The sequence below is a fragment of the Streptomyces sp. NPDC003248 genome (genome assembly GCF_055563235.1).
This window is the reverse complement of record NZ_JBVHDT010000006.1, coordinates 125174-139192: the sequence shown is the minus strand read 5'-3', so window position 1 is coordinate 139192 and position 14019 is coordinate 125174. Positions and strand designations below refer to the sequence as shown.

The window sequence follows — 14019 nt, the reverse complement described above, 5'->3', positions numbered from 1 at the left end:
CTCAGAACGAGAACGGGATGTAGCAGACGGCGGCCAGGACGATCGCGCCCCAGCCCAGCAGGGCCGGTTTGCGGTACCAGGCCTCGTCGCCCGGCGCGGGCGGCTCGGCCATGCCGGGGGAGACGGTGCCGTAGACCAGGCCCTGGAGCTCCTCCTCCGGCTTGGGAGCGGTGAACAGGGACACCACGAACATGACCACCGCGCCCGCCACGAACCCGGCGATCGCCGAGACGAAGTTCGCGCCCTGGTCGGTGGGGATGGCGATGACGCCCTGCTTGTAGAAGACGAAGTAATTGACCATCGCGGCCGTGGTGCCCGCCAGCAGCCCCCAGAAGCCGGATTTCATCGACGCCCGCTTCCAGAACATGCCGACGATGAAGACGACGAACATCGGCACGTTGAAGAAGGAGAACAGCGTCTGGAGGTAGCTCATGATGTTCGAGAACGACGACGCCAGGAACGCCGTGCCGATCGACGCCACCACGCCGATCGTCGTGATCAGCCGGCCGAAGCGGACGTAGTAGCCGTCCTCCCGGCCGATCACCACGTACTTCGCCCAGATGTCGGTGGTGAAGACGGTGTTGAAGGACGACACGTTCGCCGCCATGCCCGCCATGAACGCCGCCAGCAGACCCGTCACGGCGATGCCGAGCACGCCGTTCGGCAGCAGCTGCTCCATCAGGTACGGGATCGCGTCGTTGTACTGGAGGTCCGAGTCGGCCGTGCCGATCGACGGGACCAGGACCGCCGCCACCAGGCCCGGGATCATCACCAGGAAGACGATGAAGATCTTCGGGAACGCGGCGATCAGCGGGGTGCGCTGGGCCGCCGAGAGGTTGCGGGCGGACAGCGCGCGCTGCACCTCGGCGAAGTTCGTCGTCCAGTAGCCGAACGACAGCACGAAGCCGAGGCCCAGCACGATCGTCAGCCAGTTCGCGCCCAGCGGGTTGTCACTGCCGATGCCGGTGCCGCCCCAGGCGGTGACGAAGTTGTCGCCGTGGGCCTTCGTCAGCGCGTCCGACAGGCCGTCCCAGCCGCCCACCCTCTTCAGGCCCAGCACCGACAGCGGGATCAGGGCCGCCAGGATCACGAAGAACTGGAGCACCTCGTTGTAGATCGCCGAGGACAGGCCGCCCAGTGTGATGTACGCCAGGACGAAGAAGCCCGCGACCACGATCGCCACCCACTGCGGCCAGCCCAGCAGCGCCTCCACGACGATCGCGAGTGCGTACAGGTTCACGCCCGAGATCAGGACCGCGGCGAAGGCGAACAGAAGCGAACTCAGCAGGTGCGCCCCCCGGTCGAAGCGCAGCAGCAGGAACTCGGGGACCGAACGGACCTTCGAGCCGTAGTAGAACGGCATCATCACCAGGCCCAGGAACACCATGGCCGGGATGGCGCCGATCCAGTACCAGTGGACGGTGTACGCGCCGTACTGAGCGCTGTTCGCCGCCATGCCGAGGATCTCCGTCGCCGCCAGGTTCGCCGAGACGAAGGCGAGGCCCGTGATCCACGCGGGCAGGGAGCGGCCGGAGAGGAAGAAGTCGAGGCTGGTCTTCACCGAGCGGCGGGCGGCGAAGCCGATGCCCAGGACGACCACGAAGTAGATGCCGAGGATCGTGTAGTCGAGCCAGTTGGTCGGAAGCCGTAGCTCAGCCGCGAGGTACGTGGGGGTTCGCATGCGCTGCTCACTTCGCTTGGGGTCTCTGTTTGGTTGTGGTGGTGACGCGCGTGGGGGTTTATGGTTTTATGTGTTTGGTTCTGTTTGATGCTTTGCTCGGTACTGCTGCTTGCGGCAGGGATGGAGAGTCGCGGTGAAGAAGACCTCGACCCGCTTGGCCGACGGTCGTGAGCTCATCTACTACGACCTGCGGGACGACTCGGTGCGCGACGCGGTCGACCGCCGCCCGCTGGAGCGCACGGTCACCACTTCGGAGGTACGCCGGGACCCGCTCCTCGGCGACTCGGTGGCGATCGCCTCGCACCGGCAGGGGCGCACCTATCACCCGCCGGCCGACGAGTGCCCCCTGTGCCCCTCCCAGGGCGAGCGGCTCAGCGAGATCCCGGACTCCACGTACGACGTGGTCGTCTTCGAGAATCGTTTTCCCTCCCTGGCCGGTGACTCCGGGCGCTGCGAGGTCGTCTGCTTCACCTCCGACCACAACGCGTCCTTCGCCGACCTCACCGAGGAGCAGGCACGGCTGGTGCTCGACGCGTGGACGGACCGGACCTCCGAGCTGTCGCATCTGCCCTCCGTGGGTCAGGTCTTCTGCTTCGAGAACCGCGGCGCCGAGATCGGCGTCACGCTGGGTCATCCTCACGGGCAGATCTACGCCTACCCCTTCACCACGCCCCGCACCGCCCTGATGCTGCGCCAGGTGGCCGCCCACAAGGACGCCACCGGCGGGGACAACCTGTTCGACGCCGTCCTGGAGCGGGAGCTCGCCGACGAGCGGGTCGTCCTGGAGGGTGAACACTGGGTGGCCTTCGTGCCGTACGCCGCGCACTGGCCGTACGAGGTGCACCTCTATCCCAAGCGCCGCGTGCCCGACCTGCTCGCCCTCGACGAGGCGGCGCGCACAGAGTTCCCCAAGGTCTACCTGGAACTCTTGAAGCGCTTCGACCGGATTTTCGGTGAAGGGGAGCCTCCGACGCCGTACATCGCCGCCTGGCACCAGGCGCCGTTCGGCCAGCTGGAGGAGTTCGACGGCGTCAACCGCGACGACTTCGCGCTGCACCTCGAGCTTTTCACCATCCGCCGCACCTCCGGCAAGCTGAAGTTCCTCGCGGGTTCCGAATCCGGCATGAACGTGTTCATCAACGACGTGCCGCCGGAGCGCGCGGCCGAGCGACTGCGAGAGGTAGCGAGTTCATGAGCGGCAAGTACTTGGTCACGGGCGGCGCGGGATACGTCGGCAGCGTGGTCGCCCAGCACCTGCTGGAGGCGGGGCACGAGGTCGTCGTCCTCGACAACCTGTCCACCGGCTTCCGCGCCGGCGTCCCGGCCGGTGCCTCCTTCGTCGAGGGCGACATCCGCGACGCCGCCAAGTGGCTCGACCCCTCCTTCGACGCCGTCCTCCACTTCGCCGCGTTCTCCCAGGTCGGCGAGTCGGTCGTGAAGCCGGAGAAGTACTGGGACAACAACGTCGGCGGCACCATGGCCCTCCTCGGCGCCATGCGCGAGGCGGGCGTGCGCAAGCTGGTGTTCTCGTCGACGGCCGCCACCTACGGCGAGCCCGTCAGCACCCCGATCACCGAGACCGACCCCACCGCGCCGACCTCCCCCTACGGCGCCTCCAAGCTCGCCGTCGACCACATGATCACCGGCGAGGCCGCCGCCCACGGGCTCGCCGCCGTCTCGCTGCGCTACTTCAACGTGGCTGGCGCCTACGGCGCGTACGGCGAGCGCCACGACCCCGAGTCGCACCTCATCCCCCTGGTCCTCCAGGTCGCGCAGGGCCGCCGCGAGGCCATCTCCGTCTTCGGCGACGACTACCCGACCCCCGACGGCACCTGCATCCGCGACTACATCCACGTCGCCGACCTCGCCGAGGCCCACCTGCTCGCCGTCGACGCGGCCACCCCCGGCGAGCACCTCATCTGCAACCTCGGCAACGGCAACGGCTTCTCCGTCCGCGAGGTCATCGAGACCGTCCGCACGGTCACCGGCCACCCGATCCCCGAGGTCGTGGCCCCGCGCCGCGGCGGCGACCCGGCGGTCCTGGTCGCCTCGGCGGCCACCGCCCGCGAGCGCCTCGGCTGGAACCCGTCCCGCGCGGACCTCGCGGGTATCGTCGCCGACGCGTGGGAGTTCACGCAGAAGACCGCAAGGGAGCAGTAGTGGGGGCACAGCAGACGCAGGACGTGCGGGACGGCTTCGCCGCGCTGTACGGGACCGAGCCCGACGGGGTCTGGTCGGCGCCCGGCCGCGTCAACCTCATCGGCGAGCACACCGACTACAACGACGGCTTCGTGATGCCCTTCGCGCTGCCGCACACCGCGACCGCCGCGGTCTCCCGCCGCGACGACGGCCGGCTGCGCCTGCACTCGGCGGACGTCGACGGCGGCGTCGTCGAGCTGGTGCTCGACGACCTCACCCCCGAGTCCGACCGGAACTGGACGGCGTACCCGGCGGGCGTGGTCTGGGCCCTGCGCGAGGCCGGCCACCCCGTCACCGGCGCCGACGTCCACCTCACCTCGACGGTCCCCTCCGGCGCGGGCCTGTCCTCGTCGGCGGCCCTGGAGGTCGTCGTCGCCCTGGCCCTCAACGACCTGTACGACCTCGGCCTCCAGCGCTGGCAGCTCGCCCGCCTGTGCCAGCGCGCCGAGAACGTCTACGTCGGCGCCCCCACCGGGATCATGGACCAGACCGCGTCCGCCTGCTGCGAGGCCGGACACGCCCTGTTCCTCGACACCCGCGACCTCTCCCAGAAGCAGATCCCCCTCGACCTGGCCGCCCTGGGACTGCGGCTGCTCGTCGTCGACACCCAGGTCAAGCACGCCCACAGCGACGGCGAGTACGGCAAGCGCCGCGCCGGCTGCGAGAAGGGCGCCGCCCTCCTCGGCGTCGACGCCCTCCGGGACATCCCCTACGCGGGCCTGGACGAGGCCCTGGCCCGCCTCGGGGACGAGGAGGAGGTCCGCCGCCTGGTCCGGCACGTGGTGACGGAGGACGAGCGCGTCGAGCGGGTCGTCTCCCTGCTGGAGTCGGGCGACCCCCGCGCGATCGGCCCGGTCCTCACCGAGGGCCACGCCTCCCTCCGCGACGACTTCCGCATCTCCTGCCCCGAACTCGACCTCGTCGTCGACACCGCCCTCGCCACCGGCGCCCTCGGCGCCCGCATGACCGGCGGCGGCTTCGGCGGCTCGGCCATCGTCCTCGCCGAGGCCACCGACGTCGACACGCTCACCAAGGCCGTCCAGGAAGCCTTCGCCGCGGCCGGCCACACGGCCCCCCGCGTCTTCGAGGCGGTCCCCTCGGCGGGGGCCCGCCGCCTGGACTGACCCCGGCCCTAGGCGGTGCACGTCCCGCACCGGCCGCGGTTCCAGGTGCCCGACGGTCCGCCTCCGCCACCGCCCGCGGTGGCGGAGGCGGACCTCCGCCACCGCCCGCGGTGGGCGGAGGCGGACCGCGGGTTCCGCCGCGTCCGCCGTTCCTGCCCCGCCCCGGGTAACCGCCCCCCCCGGCTGCGTGAACCCCGTCAGGTGTCCTGGCGCGTCACCGTGAACGCGGCCGGCAGCCCGGCGGTGCCGGCGCAGCCGAGTGCGCGGGCCACGGCGAGGGACGCCGCGTGCAGGACGGTGAGGTTCTCCCGGCGGGTCTCCTCGGTGTCCTCGAGCGAGGTGCTCCGGTTGACGAGTTCGCCCTGGATCAGGAACTCCTTGCCGTCGCCGCCAGCGAGGACGCTGCCGGAACACTTGAGGAACACCACGGCGTTCATCGCCCTCGCCAGTGCCGTCGCCGATCCCAGCCGGTACCGGGTGAAGACGGAGGCGGGGTTCTCCGGCTCCGCGTCGACCAGGCCGTAGGCGACCGAGGTGCCGTTGGACGACTCGTCCGACGGAGCGAAGGCGCGGCACAGTTCGTGGTCCTCCGTGGAGGTGCCGCCCGCCGTGGCGTCCGCCACGAGAGCGTCCGCCACCTCCTGCGGCCCGTCCTCGGATCCCAGGGTTCTGTAGCTGTCCGTTCCCACGAGGTCGCGCAGGGATTCGCGCGCGGCCCCTGTGAGAGCGGCACCGCAGAACGTCCCGGACGCCGCCGTGGGGGACGCCGTCGCGCCGGTGGCCCCGTCCGTCGGTTCGCCGCCGCCGCATCCGGTCAGCGCGGCGCCCAGCACGCACACCGTGAGTGCGGCGGTCAGCGCCGGCTTCTGCTTGAGCATCGTGTCCACGCCGTTCCGCTCAGTCGTCCGTCTGGGGCCGGTAGCCCTGCTGGTTCTCGCGGTCCGTTCCCGTGCCGTAACCGCTCAGCCACGCCTCCTCCAGGTCCTGGCCGAAGTCCCCGGTCCGGTCGATGCGGTGCTGCTGGACGAAGTGGTCCATGGGGACCTCGGCGTTCGCCTCACCCGCCCGGTAGATCGCCTGGCGCTGCTCCTGGATGTCGTCGCCGCTGTCCTTCTGGTTCGACTCCGTCCAGTCCCCGACGACGTCGCCGATGGTCTGCTCCAGGGCTCCCTGCCCGGTGTCCATCACGATCGGGACGGCCGTGGCGACCAGGCCGACCGCCGCCACCTCGGGCAGCAGGGCGACGCCCGCCGCCACCGCGGCACCGGTGCCGAACTCCACCCAGCCGTTGCGCTTCTCCAGGGCCTCGTTGTACTCCTTGTCCGCCTTGAGGCCCTCCGCCTCCACCTGGTCGGCCCGGGACTGGTCCAGCATTCCCTGGATCTCGGCACCGGTGCGGACGGCTTCCCGAGCGTGCCCCTCGTTGATCGAACCGTCGGCGCCGACCTGCGCCTCCAGCATGCTGCTGGTGTAGATCTTGTCCGCGGCGGAGACATCGGCGTAGGCGTCGGGGTACTCGCCGATGATGCTCAGGAAGCCGCGGGTGTCGTCGCGGCCGAACCGGGCGTGGGCGTCCGCGTCGCCCTGGGGCGCGTACAGGCTGTCCGACCGGTTCTTGTCCAGGCCCCAGCTGATGTCGTCGATGTACCCGGAGCCCATGCGGCCCAGGCTGTCCGACAGGATCTCCTGCTGCTTCGTGAGCTCGGGATCGGTGCCGTAGGTGCTGACCACCTGCTCCATGATCCGGGCCGAGTCGGCGTCCCGGTGCAGGGTCGGGTTGACGTCGTCCCACGCGTGGCCGAGGGTCGCCGACTCCAGGGCGTGCCCGAGCGCGTCCACCCCGTAGGGCTTGCTCACGGCGCCGAGGCTGTCGGTGGGCCACTGGAACTTCTTGTCGGTCAGTTCGTCGAAGTAGGTGTAGCCGAGGGTGGCGTCCTTGTCGACCGTGCCGTCGGTGCGGTAGACGTCCGGGTCCTCGTCGGAGAAGAACGCCTTGGACGCCTCCGGGCTGTGCCCCAGCGCCTCCAGGACGCTGGTCAGCGGATCGTATCCGGCGCCCACCTTGCCCGACGGGTTGTAGCCGTAGTCGAGGTCGATGCCTCCGGTGGCGGGCTTGGCCAGCGTGAACAGGTTGGGCTGCGTGTGGTGGAGCTGGACGATGTGCTCGGCGATGGGCTTGATGAACCGGGTGTCGTAGTCGCCGTAGCGCAGGAGTCCGCCGAGCACCTGATAGCCGTACGGCTGGTTCAGGCCGGCCCGCGGTATGTTCAGCCGCTCGGCGCCCAGCTTGCGGAACTGGTCGCCCCAACTGGACGGCAGGTGCGTCTTGTTGTCCGGGTCGGTGGCCGTGGCCAGGGCCATGCCCATGCTCTGCTGGAAGTCCTTGGTCAGCGCGAGCCGGGCCTTGTCGCTGCCCGCGGTGCCGTCCAGGGCCATGGTCCCGTAGAACTCCAGCGCCTTCTCCGGCCCGCCGAGTCCCTGGTAGAACTCGGTCGCGAACTCGCCGTCCTTGTCCTGGCCGTTGAACTTCACCAGCCGGTTCAGCTCCGCGAGCTCGGTGTTCGTCAGGTGCTCGCCCTTCTTGGCGAGCTCCAGCGCACGGTCGACCTGGGCGTCGTTCAGCGACTCGTACGAGGCGTGGCCGGCGTTGTACGGATCGTCGCCGTGGCTGCGCTTGAGCGCCAGTTTCACCGACTGGTCGATGTCGTTCGCGCGGCCGAGACTCGTACTGATCTCGTCCGCGTACTCCTGGCGCGCCGCCGGGTCGTCCTCCTTCTCGGGCGGGGTCCCCGGCGGGATGTACAGGGAGACCGAGACCGTGCAGTCGCCGTTGTCGTGGACGGTGAAGCCCTTCTTGCCCGCCTCGTCCTCCAGGGAGTTGACCTTCTTCTGGAGTGCCACCAGTTCCCGGTGGGCGTCGTCGAGCACCTGGTAGATGCTGTCCGCCTCCGACAGGAGGTCCGCGAACTCCTTGACGGTCTTCGTCACGAAGCCGCGTGTCACCGTGGCGTTGGCCCCGGCCCAGCGCGCGGTGTCCGACTTGGCCTGGAGGCCCTTCCTGGCGTCCTCCTCCAGGGTCGTCAGCTTGTCGACGGCGTTCTTCCAGTCCGACACGGCGGTCCCGAGTTTGCCGAGATCGACCGTCTTCAGGTCCGTGTAAGCCAGAGCCATGTCAGCCCCCCGTTACGTGAAGTACTCGTTGAGACGGGACACGGACATGCCCGAGAGATCGGCCGCGATGGTCGTGTCGTTCTGGGCGTGCAGCTTCTTGCTGTAGTCGAGGTGGTTGGAGATGTGCGCGCAGGCCTGAAGCACCGCCTTCACCTGGGTCGTCCAGACCTCCACGGTCTCCGTCAGCGCGGCACCCATCACGAAGTTGCTGCTCTTCAGGGCGCTCGCCGCCTGGGCGGTCGACCCGTCGCCCTTGCCGTCGGCGCCGGCCCCGGCGATGTCCACGTCGTCGTGCAGCCGGCCGTGGAGGACGAACGCCTCGTGCCCGACCGCACCGAGGTCGTCCTGGTACGCGACGAGGTCGCCCTGGCCCCCGGCCGTCCCGCCCCCCGAATCGGCGGGGTACTGGTTGAGACGCATATGCGTCGCGTCACCGCTGCCCGTCTGCGACTTCAGCTCTTCCCATTCGTCCCATGCCATACGGTATTTCCCCCGTTACCTGGACGTTCGATGTCCGACGGCAGTGAAGTTTGCCATGGCAACCTGTGTCCCGGTCGGCTCACCCCAGCCGCTTCGTCAGCGTCAACTCCGTGTGCCCCGGCGGGTAGTCCTCGATCACGCACACCACCTCGTAGCCCCGCCGCCGGTAGAACTCCGGGGCCTGGAAGTCCCAGGTCTCCAGCCGTGCCCGGCGGCAGCCCCGCCGGTCCCGGGCGACGTGTTCGGCCTCCGTGAGCAGGCGGGTGCCCAGGCCCGTGCCGCGGTGGCGTTCGTCGACCCAGAGGTAGGTGACGTGCAGCCAGGTGGTCCAGGTGTGGCCGACGAGCCCGCCGGCCAGCTCGCCGGACCGGTCCGACGCCCAGACGTGCAGGGGGACCTCCCGCTCGGCGGGGGTGCCGCGCAGGGCGCGCAGGACGGGGGAGGCCACCGTGTTGGTGTCGAGGAGCCGCGAACGGAGAAGATCGCGCCGAGCCCTGTCGACTTCTGTCTCAAGACGAAACATGCGGCACACCATAAACGCGCGGGACGGCCAGTTCTGTGAATTGCCTTCCGCTCGTCGCCCACAGCCCTACGCTGTGAGCAGCACCGGTGGGGGCCGGTGCTGATCAGGGGGCGAGACAGTCGGGTACGGCGCCCGCGGTGGGGGTATCGATGTCTGCACGGCGGCGGCCGTGCCATCGCACCACCCCGCGGGCGTCGTGCCCGCGCCGGTCGTCGTTCTCCGGACCTGGGGTATCCCCTGCTCCGTGAAGGAGCCTGGGGAAGGGGGTTTCGTGGTTCGCATCCGTGTTCTGGTCGTCGACGACCACCGTATCTTCGCCGAGTCGCTCGCCGCCGCCCTGGCCGCCGAGCCCGACGTCGACGTCTCCGCGGCCGGCAGCGGCCCGGCGGCCCTGCGCAGCCTGGAGCGCGCGGCCGCCGAGGGGCGCCGCTACGACGTGCTGCTCGTCGACGCCGATCTGGGCGGCCACCTGCCGGGCGTACGGTCCGCGGTGCCCGTGCAGGAGGTGGGGGAGGACGGGCTCGTCGACGGGATCACGCTCGTCACGGGCGTCCGCGGCGCCCAGCCGCACGTCCGGGTCGTCGTCCTCGCCGAGAAGGACGACCCGCGGCGCGCCGCCCTCGCCCTCCAGGCCGGGGCGTCCGGCTGGGTCGCGAAGGACTGCTCGCTGTCGCGGCTGCTCACCGTCATCCGCGGGGTGCTGCGCGAGGAGACGCACCTGCCGCCCGCCCTGCTCACCGGCGTGCTCAAGGAGCTGACCGCCGCCCGCAAGCACCGCACCGAGAGCGAGCGGCTCGTGGAGTCCCTCACCCCGCGGGAGCGGGAGGTGCTGCGCTGCATGGTCGCGGGCCTGGGACGGAAGGCCGTCGCCGAGCGGCTGTTCCTCTCCCCGCACACCGTCCGCACCCACATGCAGAACGTCCTCGGCAAACTGGGCGTGCACTCCACCCTGGCCGCCGTCGCCCTCGCCCGCCGGGCGGGAGTCGGTCCCGTGGACCTGGGACCGGCCGGGCGGATGCGGCAGGAGGAGACCAACAGCGCCTGATCGGCCCGCACGAGCCGCCGACCAGTCTCGGTCGCCTCGCCACAGCCGTAGGCCCGTTCCCGGTCGCCGCGCGATAGTCGCCGGCCCGTTCCCGGTCGCCTCGCCACAGCCGTAGGAGCTTTGTCCGTACGTCTCACGCGCGCCACCGGGGCGGTCCCCGGTCGTCTCATGCGCGCCACCGGGGCGGTCCCCGGTCGCCGGTCGCCGAACGCGAGCCGCCGGGCCCTCAGCCGGGGATGTTGTCGAACGGGGCGGTCAGCTGGCGCAGCAGCCCGGCCAGTTCACCGCGCTGGGCGTGGGACAGCTCGGCCAGGATCGCCCGCTCCTGGTCGAGGAGCCCGGACAGCGCCTGGTCGGCGCGGTCCTTACCGTCGTCCGTGAGGCGCACCAGCACACCGCGCCGGTCGCTCGGATCGGGCAGCCGCTCGACCAGGCCCTTCTTCGCCAGGCGGTCGATGCGGTTCGTCATCGTGCCCGACGTGACCAGCGTCTGCGTCAGCAACTGCCCCGGCGACAGCTGATACGGCGCCCCCGCGCGGCGGAGGGCCGTCAGCACGTCGAACTCCCACGGCTCCAACTGGTGCTCGGAGAACGCCAGACGGCGTGCCCGGTCCAGATGCCGGGCCAGCCTGCTCACCCGGCTCAGCACTTCCAGCGGCTCCACGTCGAGGTCCGGGCGCTCCCGGCGCCACGCTGCGACCAGTCGATCGACCTCGTCCTCCATGACGATCAGTGTAGTGGTTGTGTCGACATGAAGTCTCTTGGTGTCGAGTATCTTGATATCGAGACGAATGGAAGGGGAAAGTGGCGGACATGACCTCCAACCCCACCTGGGACCCCGCCCAGTACCTGCGCCACGCCGGCCACCGCGCCCGCCCCTTCACCGACCTCCTCGCCCGCGTCCCCGACCTGCCCGGCGACCCGCCCCGCATCGCCGACCTCGGCTGCGGCCCCGGCCACCTCACCGCCGTCCTCGCCGACCGCTGGTCCACCGCCCGCGTCACCGGCTACGACAACTCTCCCCACATGCTCGACCGCGCCCGGACGCACGCGGGCGCACGCCTCGACTTCGCCCACGCCGACCTCACCACCTGGACACCGGCCGAGACCTACGACCTGATCGTCTCCAACGCGGCCCTCCAATGGGTCCCCGGCCACCTCGACGCCTTCCCCGCCTGGCTCGACGGCGTCACCCCCGGCGGCACCTTCGCCTTCCAGGTCCCCCACAACCTCGACGCGCCCCTGCACACCCTCATGCGTGAACTCGGCACCTCCCCCCGCTGGAAAGCCCGCGTCGGCCCCGCCCTGCGCCCCGCGGACTCCGTCCACGCCCCCGACGCCTACCTCGACCGGCTCGCCCGCCTCGGCTGCGCCACCGACGTCTGGACGACGACGTACCACCACGTCCTGACCGGCGAGGACCCCGTCCTCGACTGGGCCAGGGGCACCGGACTGCGCCCCGCCCTCGACGCCCTCGCCGACGACCCCGACGCCCGCGACGCCTTCGTCGCCGACTACCGCGACCTGCTGCGCACGGCCTACCCCCGCCAGCCCTACGGCACGGTCCTGCCCTTCCGCCGCCTCTTCGCCGTCGCCCGCAAGGCGGCATGACCCCTGTCCGCCCCCGTGTCTCCGCCCGGTGTTTGAACCTCGGCCCTCGGGTCACCCGTAGTGATGAGACAGACCGCAGACCTGACTGGGAGTGATGGACAGTGGCAGGCGAGCAGAAGTCCAAGGCGAAGATGGAGCAGGCCAAGGGCAAGGCCAAGGAAACGGTCGGCCGTGCCGTGGGCAACGAGCGGATGGAGGCCGAGGGCCGCGCCGAGCAGGCGAAGGGCGACGCCCGCCAGTCCAAGGAGAAGGCGAAGGACGTCTTCAAGCGCTGATCCGCGGCGACAGCGCCCGGCGAACCCACCGGCGCGCGCCGCCCCCGGCGAACCCACCGGCGCGCGCCGCCCCCGGCGCGAACCCACAGACGCGTGCCGACGCCGGCGAACCGCACCCGCGCGAGGGGCCCCGTCCACCGGACGGGGCCCCTCACACGTGTCAGCTCCCGCGTGTCAGCTCTTGCGGTGGCCTATCAGCCGGGGCTTCTGCTCCAGGCCGTCCAGACCGTGCCACGCCAGGTTCACCAGGTGCGCCGCGACCTCCGCCTTCTTCGGGCGGCGCACGTCCAGCCACCACTGGCCGGTCAGGGCCACCATCCCCACCAGCGCCTGCGCGTACAGCGGCGCCAGCTTCGGGTCGAAGCCGCGGCTCTTGAACTCGCGGCCCAGGATGTCCTCCACCTGCGTGGCGATGTCCGAGATCAGGGAGGCGAAGGAACCCGTGGACTGGGGGATCGGGGAGTCCCGGACCAGGATGCGGAAACCGTCCGTGTACTCCTCGATGTAGTCCAGGAGCGCGAAGGCCGCCTGCTCGCACAGCTCACGCGGGTGGCCGGCGGTCAGGGAGCCGGTCACCATGTCCAGCAGCCGCCGCATCTCGCGGTCCACGACCACCGCGTACAGGCCCTCCTTGCCGCCGAAGTGCTCGTACACCACCGGCTTGGACACCCCGGCCTTCGCCGCGATCTCCTCCACCGACGTGCCCTCGAAACCCTTCGCCGCGAAGAGCGTGCGACCGATCTCCAGCAGCTGCTGGCGGCGCTCGGCACCGGTCATCCGGGTGCGACGCGCTCGCCGCGGCTTCTCATTGCTCGGGGTACTGCTGGAGTCGGTCGCCACGGCGTCCATCATGCCGCGTCGGCGGCCGCCTTCCGGCGCCGGGAGCCGCCCCCGCCCGTGTTCCGGCGGGAATCGATACGCGAGCGTGACGGCCAGCGCACGTCGTACGCCCAGCCGAGCACCTCGAACCAGCGGATGAACCGCGCCGACGAGTCCAGCTGCCAGCGCTCCACCCCGTGCCGCGCCGACGTCGGATCGGCGTGGTGCAGGTTGTGCCAGGACTCACCGCACGACAGGACCGCCAGCCACCACACGTTGCCCGACCGGTCGCGCGACCTGAACGGCCGCTTGCCCACCGCGTGACAGATCGAGTTGATCGACCACGTCACGTGGTGCAGCAGCGCCACCCGCACCAGCGAACCCCAGAAGAACCCGGTGAACGCACCCCACCAGGACATCGTCACCAGCCCGCCGATCAGCGCCGGCAGCAGCAGCGACACGGCCGTCCAGAGCACGAACTGGCGGGAGATCGCCCGGATCGCCCCGTCCTTGATCAGATCCGGCGCGTACTTGTCCTGCGGGGTCTGCTCCTCGTCGAACATCCAGCCGATGTGCGCCCACCACAGGCCCTTCATCAGCGCCGGCACCGTCTCCCCGAACCGCCACGGCGAATGCGGGTCGCCCTCAGCGTCGGAGAACCTGTGGTGCTTGCGGTGGTCGGCCACCCACCGCACCAGCGGACCCTCCACAGCCAGCGACCCCATGATCGCCAACGCGATCCGCAGGGGCCGCCTGGCCTTGAAGGAGCCGTGCGTGAAATACCGGTGGAAGCCGATCGTGATGCCGTGGCATCCAAGGAAGTAGAAGAAGACCAGCAGACCGAGGTCCAGCCAGCTCACCCCCCACCCCCACGCCAGCGGCACCGCCGCCAGCAGGGCCAGGAACGGGACGGTGATGAAGAGCAGCAGCGTGATCTGCTCGATCGAACGCTTCTGCTCGCCACCCAGCGTGGCGGAGAGCGCCGAGGAGCCGCCGGGCGTCGTGGAAGGGTCTTCGATCACGTCGGAGGTTGTGGTCATGCGCGTCCCCTGTGGGGTCGTGGACGGTGAGGCAGAAGCCGGGACGGCAAC

The 14019-nt window shown here is 70.7% G+C and carries 14 protein-coding genes; 6 read left to right on the top strand and 8 right to left on the bottom strand.

Annotated features, from left to right (window positions below; translation table 11 throughout):
• Nucleotide 1 precedes the first annotated feature (1 nt).
• On the bottom strand, nt 2–1681 hold the full coding sequence (locus ACZ3KJ_RS16715) for a sodium:solute symporter family protein (RefSeq protein WP_467527606.1): 1680 nt from the start codon (nt 1679–1681) through the stop codon (nt 2–4).
• Nucleotides 1682–1814: 133 nt separating this feature from the next.
• On the opposite strand from ACZ3KJ_RS16715, the gene galT reads away from it, so the two are divergent.
• The 3 genes from galT to galK are packed head-to-tail and all read left to right on the top strand — an operon-like array spanning nt 1815 to nt 5004.
• A complete protein-coding gene (galT, locus tag ACZ3KJ_RS16710; RefSeq protein WP_467527605.1) occupies nt 1815–2876 on the top strand; it encodes a galactose-1-phosphate uridylyltransferase in 1062 nt (353 codons plus the stop codon).
• Complete coding sequence (gene galE, locus ACZ3KJ_RS16705) at nt 2873–3841, top strand: UDP-glucose 4-epimerase GalE (RefSeq protein ID WP_467527603.1); 969 nt, start codon at nt 2873–2875, stop codon at nt 3839–3841. Before galT ends, galE begins: the two co-directional genes overlap by 4 nt.
• Nucleotides 3841–5004, top strand: coding sequence for a galactokinase (gene galK / locus ACZ3KJ_RS16700; RefSeq protein ID WP_467527601.1), 1164 nt, complete (start codon nt 3841–3843; stop codon nt 5002–5004). Before galE ends, galK begins: the two co-directional genes overlap by 1 nt.
• 197 nt (nt 5005–5201) lie before the next feature.
• Here galK and ACZ3KJ_RS16695 read toward each other — a convergent pair whose 3' ends face one another.
• From ACZ3KJ_RS16695 to ACZ3KJ_RS16680, 4 genes are all read right to left on the bottom strand, one after another.
• Nucleotides 5202–5891 (bottom strand): hypothetical protein, encoded by a 690-nt coding sequence (locus ACZ3KJ_RS16695; RefSeq protein WP_467527599.1) that lies wholly within the window; start codon nt 5889–5891, stop codon nt 5202–5204.
• A 10-nt stretch (nt 5892–5901) separates the two neighbouring features.
• Nucleotides 5902–8175 (bottom strand): hypothetical protein, encoded by a 2274-nt coding sequence (locus ACZ3KJ_RS16690; protein ID WP_467527597.1) that lies wholly within the window; start codon nt 8173–8175, stop codon nt 5902–5904.
• 12 nt (nt 8176–8187) lie between these two features.
• Nucleotides 8188–8655, bottom strand: a complete 468-nt coding sequence (locus ACZ3KJ_RS16685) for a hypothetical protein (protein ID WP_467527596.1) — start codon at nt 8653–8655, stop codon at nt 8188–8190.
• 79 nt (nt 8656–8734) lie between these two features.
• On the bottom strand, nt 8735–9190 hold the full coding sequence (locus tag ACZ3KJ_RS16680) for a GNAT family N-acetyltransferase (protein WP_467527595.1): 456 nt from the start codon (nt 9188–9190) through the stop codon (nt 8735–8737).
• Nucleotides 9191–9449: 259 nt separating this feature from the next.
• On the opposite strand from ACZ3KJ_RS16680, the gene ACZ3KJ_RS16675 reads away from it, so the two are divergent.
• Nucleotides 9450–10223, top strand: coding sequence for a LuxR C-terminal-related transcriptional regulator (locus tag ACZ3KJ_RS16675; protein ID WP_467527594.1), 774 nt, complete (start codon nt 9450–9452; stop codon nt 10221–10223).
• A gap of 226 nt (nt 10224–10449) precedes the next feature.
• Here ACZ3KJ_RS16675 and ACZ3KJ_RS16670 read toward each other — a convergent pair whose 3' ends face one another.
• Complete coding sequence (locus tag ACZ3KJ_RS16670) at nt 10450–10947, bottom strand: MarR family winged helix-turn-helix transcriptional regulator (protein ID WP_389522235.1); 498 nt, start codon at nt 10945–10947, stop codon at nt 10450–10452.
• 89 nt (nt 10948–11036) lie between these two features.
• On the opposite strand from ACZ3KJ_RS16670, the gene ACZ3KJ_RS16665 reads away from it, so the two are divergent.
• A complete protein-coding gene (locus tag ACZ3KJ_RS16665) occupies nt 11037–11834 on the top strand; it encodes a trans-aconitate 2-methyltransferase (protein ID WP_467527591.1) in 798 nt (265 codons plus the stop codon).
• Nucleotides 11835–11935: 101 nt separating this feature from the next.
• Nucleotides 11936–12109, top strand: a complete 174-nt coding sequence (locus tag ACZ3KJ_RS16660) for a CsbD family protein (RefSeq protein ID WP_352247780.1) — start codon at nt 11936–11938, stop codon at nt 12107–12109.
• A gap of 174 nt (nt 12110–12283) precedes the next feature.
• Here ACZ3KJ_RS16660 and ACZ3KJ_RS16655 read toward each other — a convergent pair whose 3' ends face one another.
• Together ACZ3KJ_RS16655 and ACZ3KJ_RS16650 are read right to left on the bottom strand one after the other, a co-directional pair.
• The gene (locus ACZ3KJ_RS16655) at nt 12284–12961 is read right to left on the bottom strand and encodes a TetR family transcriptional regulator (protein ID WP_385067550.1); all 678 of its coding nucleotides are present in this window, start codon (nt 12959–12961) and stop codon (nt 12284–12286) included.
• Nucleotides 12958–13968, bottom strand: coding sequence for an acyl-CoA desaturase (locus ACZ3KJ_RS16650; protein ID WP_467527589.1), 1011 nt, complete (start codon nt 13966–13968; stop codon nt 12958–12960). Before ACZ3KJ_RS16650 ends, ACZ3KJ_RS16655 begins: the two co-directional genes overlap by 4 nt.
• Nucleotides 13969–14019 lie beyond the last annotated feature (51 nt).